At 72.7% G+C, this 3502-nt stretch carries 7 protein-coding genes and 1 riboswitch; of the genes, 4 read left to right on the forward strand and 3 right to left on the reverse strand.

Annotated features, from left to right (window positions below; translation table 11 throughout):
• The first annotated feature begins 162 nt into the window (after window positions 1-162).
• The 4 genes from JNW89_RS31400 to JNW89_RS31415 are packed head-to-tail and all read left to right on the forward strand — an operon-like array spanning window position 163 to window position 930.
• The gene (locus tag JNW89_RS31400; RefSeq protein WP_238451826.1) at window positions 163-369 is read left to right on the forward strand and encodes a hypothetical protein; all 207 of its coding nucleotides are present in this window, start codon (window positions 163-165) and stop codon (window positions 367-369) included.
• Window positions 366-545 carry a hypothetical protein gene (locus tag JNW89_RS31405; RefSeq protein WP_238451827.1) on the forward strand — a complete coding sequence of 60 codons (180 nt, stop codon included), beginning with the start codon at window positions 366-368 and terminating at the stop codon, window positions 543-545. The genes JNW89_RS31400 and JNW89_RS31405 overlap by 4 nt, the downstream gene beginning before the upstream one ends.
• Window positions 542-760, forward strand: coding sequence for a hypothetical protein (locus tag JNW89_RS31410; RefSeq protein WP_238451828.1), 219 nt, complete (start codon window positions 542-544; stop codon window positions 758-760). Before JNW89_RS31405 ends, JNW89_RS31410 begins: the two co-directional genes overlap by 4 nt.
• Complete coding sequence (locus JNW89_RS31415; protein ID WP_238451829.1) at window positions 757-930, forward strand: hypothetical protein; 174 nt, start codon at window positions 757-759, stop codon at window positions 928-930. The genes JNW89_RS31410 and JNW89_RS31415 overlap by 4 nt, the downstream gene beginning before the upstream one ends.
• 104 nt (window positions 931-1034) lie before the next feature.
• Here JNW89_RS31415 and JNW89_RS37040 read toward each other — a convergent pair whose 3' ends face one another.
• The 3 genes from JNW89_RS37040 to JNW89_RS31425 all read right to left on the reverse strand — a co-directional run bounded on the left by JNW89_RS37040 (window position 1035) and on the right by JNW89_RS31425 (window position 2721).
• Window positions 1035-1157: a hypothetical protein gene (locus JNW89_RS37040; protein WP_255541455.1), complete on the reverse strand. Its 123-nt coding sequence runs from the start codon at window positions 1155-1157 to the stop codon at window positions 1035-1037.
• Entirely contained in the window at window positions 1132-1791 is a 660-nt protein-coding gene (locus tag JNW89_RS31420) for an alpha/beta fold hydrolase (RefSeq protein WP_306344938.1), read from the reverse strand. The genes JNW89_RS37040 and JNW89_RS31420 overlap by 26 nt, the downstream gene beginning before the upstream one ends.
• A 105-nt stretch (window positions 1792-1896) precedes the next feature.
• Entirely contained in the window at window positions 1897-2721 is an 825-nt protein-coding gene (locus tag JNW89_RS31425) for a C39 family peptidase (RefSeq protein ID WP_238451830.1), read from the reverse strand.
• 236 nt (window positions 2722-2957) lie between these two features.
• Window positions 2958-3098: riboswitch (cyclic di-AMP (ydaO/yuaA leader) on the reverse strand.
• Between the last annotated feature and the right edge of the window lie 404 nt (window positions 3099-3502).

The raw sequence follows: 3502 nt of genomic DNA on the forward strand, positions 1-3502 counted from the left end.
GCCCGCAGGCTGTCCGGGCGGGGCGTCTGGCCTGCTTACTCGTACCGCCGGTGAGTCCAACCGTTGTCGCCGTGATCGTAGCGTCGCAGTTACCGAGCGTTCCAGGTCCGGCCCAGTTGTTCGGGGTCGGCATGGAGTGCTGCCCGGCGGAGGGAGTAAGCGATGCGGGACAGGACGTCGCCGTGGCGACGTGTCTCCTACGACCAGTACCTGATTGCTGTCGCGATGACCCTGGCCCGGCGACACCGCCCGGCATGGTCATGGCGGGCGTGGACGTGGATCTGCCGCTGTGGGGCTGAGCTGCCCTGCCGTGGCCGAAACCGCATCCCGATCAACCGGGGGCACTGGCCCGCCCAGGAGGAGCAGTGAGCAGCGAGGCGGAGCGGCAGATTCTGGTCGAACATCTGCTGGGCGTGGACGGGATGTGTACCGGTTGCCGGACGTGGTGGGCGCTGCTCGCGCCGTACCCGTGCTGGCAGGTGGAATGGGCGACCACCCGGCAGGCGCGGCACCTGACAGCGGCGGTGCTCGGAGGCCGCCCGTGACCACGCACGGCCCGGTGCTGCCCATCTGGAGCTGCGGCGGCTGCGGTGGGCCGTGGCCCTGTGAGACCCGGCGGCGGGAGCTGCGCGCGGAGTTCGCCGAAGCGCCGGTGTCGCTCGCGCTCTACATGGGTGCGCAACTGGCCCGGGCGACGGAAGACCTGCACTGGACACCGGCCGGCATCCTGCACCGCCGCTTTCTCGGCTGGGTGCGATGAGCATCCTGCGGCCCGGCGACGAGAAGTTTCACTACAGCGACGGCACCCACAAGTGGATTCCGCCGGACCCCGACTACGACCAGGAGGTCTGGGACGAGCAGGTCCGCCAGCACAAGCACGGCCACCTCAAGAACGAGCGCCCGAAAGTGCGCCTCCAGCGGCTGGTCTGATGCCGTTGCAAAGGTCCGGTGTGGACGGCGAGCTCGAACGTCCAGGTCGGCAGGTTCCGAGCCACGCGCCACCACGACGCCGACGCCGGCCGTCCGCAAACCGGTCACAGGTACGGGTCGAGCAGGGCCAGTACCGCCGCCGGGTCCTCCACGTGCGCGTTGTGGCCGAGGCCGGGCAGGGTCGCCACCGGCACGCCCAGCTCAGCGAGCTGCGCGTCGCTGACCATCGGGTCGTGCTCGCCCCGGGCCAGCAGCACCGGGACATCGGTGGCGGCCAGCAGGGCCGGCAGCTCCGGCGCGCCCACCGCGAAGGCGGCCGGGTCCATGGCCAGCCGCCAGCGGCCGTCCTCGGCGCGCAGCCCCGCGTCGACCACCGGGTCGTCCGGCGCGAAGAGCCCACCGAGGCCGGCCACCTTCAGGTAGCGGCGGGCCGCCTCGTCCCGGGTGGCGAACCAGGTCACCGGGCGCTCCGCCAGCTCGCGCGCCCGGACCAGCTCGGCCGGCGACCAGACCGCCTTGATGCCCAGCCCGACCACCGCGTCCACCGGGACGCCCGGCGTCGCGGGCGGCCAGCGCCAGCGCGACCACCCCGCCGAGGGAGTGGCCGAGGACGACCAGCCGGTCACCCGGGCGGGCCCCGTCGGCCACCGGGCCGAGCCCCGCCGCGACCTGCTCGGCCAAGCCGGCGAAGGAGTACGCGGGCAGCGGCGGCGAGAAGCCGTGGCCGGCCAGGTCCGGCGCCAGCCAGCGGCCCGGCCAGCGGTGTTCCAGCAGCGGCGCCCAGGGCAGCCACACGTCGCCGGTGGCGCCCATCCCGTGCAGCAGCAACAGCAGCCGGCGGGTACTCGAGTCGTCGGTCATGGGCCGCAGTGTGCCACCGTCCGGTTCCGCGGCGCGAGACCCGCGCCAACGCCGACGGGCACCGGCCCCCAGGGGAGCCGGTGCCCGGATGAGCGACGGTGTTGATCAGGCGGAGTAGCCGCGGGTGGCGATCCAGTTCGCCAGGTCGATGGTGCTGATCCAGTACGACGGCAGGTTCGGGTCCGCCGAGTCGGCGATCCGGACCGTCCGGCCGTCGTTCTTGTAGCCGACCACCGCGATGTAGTGGCCGCCCGGGAAGGAGTGCCAGCCGCCGTCGGCGTCGGTGGCGCTCCCCGCCACGTTCGCCACGACGCCCCGGCCGTCGGTGATCGCCGCGACCACGTCGGCCTGGAGCCGGTCGATCTGGGCGGAGCTGGGGGTGCCCTGGAACATCCGGGTCCGGTACGGGTCGCCCTTGACCATCTGGTTCAGGACCCGGGTGGTGTCCAGCGCCGAGTTGGTGCCCATCTCGGTGGTGCCGAGCGGGCCGGCCAGCTCGTCCTGGGTCCGCTCGACGCCCGACGCGCTGAGCGCGTTGCGCACCGCGGCCGGACCGCAGTTCCAGTAGGTGGTCTGCGCCTGGTAGTCGTAGCGGAGGACCTTGGTCGACGGCGGCTTGGGGGCCGCCTTGCGGGTCAGGTCCGGGTCCGCCTTTGCCTTGGTGGCGCTGGCCGACGGCGAGGGGCTGGCCGAGGGCGACGGCTTGCCGGACGGGGTGGCGACCCGGGCCTGGCCGCGGGTCGCGACGTCGTCCAGCCGGGGCGCCACCTCGGCGACGGCGGCCGAGGTCTGCTGGCGGGCGGGCGCCTCGTCGGCGAGCAGGGTGCTGGCGCCGGAGACGAGCACGAGCGCGGCGGCCGAGCCGGCGACCAGCTGGTACGACCGCTCGGTAGCCAGGCGTCGCAGCTGCCGCTTCAGGGGGTGCTTCACGTGTTTTCCTCCACGGTACGAGGGCGGGAGCGGCGTGCCGGACCGGCGCGTGACGGGACGTCACGCGCGGTGTCAGGACCGGTGTGCGAGGCCGCTCGGCGGGGGTGCGCCCGGTCAGTGGCCGGGCGGCGGGGTGGGGCCGGTATCAGCGCGCGAGGGCGCGGCGGACCGGCGCGAACACCCCGGTACCGAGGTGGAGAGCAAGCCGAGGAATGCGAGAGAACAGCAAAAGCTGGAACTCCTTCCGACACCGCCTACCGGGTTAGCTGACGGATTCGGGCGGGAAGAGCGCCCTACCACGGGCCGTGGCCCGCGGATTCACCCCGGACGTGCATGGGTCCCCGGTTCGTGAAATCACGATTGAGCGGGTCGGCGCGGCGTCGCCTCTTGCGATCGGAAACCGCACCGGACCCGGGCGACACTACTGGTCGGTCACGTGTCGGCCAAGCGCTGCCAGCTGCGTAAACCTGATCAGGGCGACAAATTTGTCGTACAGTTCGGCACTGACGTCACTCAATGGGACAGGCGGTTGTTCCGGGACCGTCGGGCCACAACCGGACAGCCCGACGACAAACACCGCCGACCGTCGCGATCGATGTCACCGACTGTGACCGGATGACCGGTTTCCCGATTGCCGTGACGCGACTCACGGAAATACGGGTAACAATTCGGTCGCGTCCTCAGCCCACCCGGGCCGGCCGCCACCGCGCGGCGAGCGCCGTCCGCGCCGTCGCCGTCGCCGTCCGCTGGGCGGCAGCCGCGCCGGACGCGAGCTCACCGA

Source organism: Micromonospora sp. 4G55 (genome assembly GCF_016803375.1).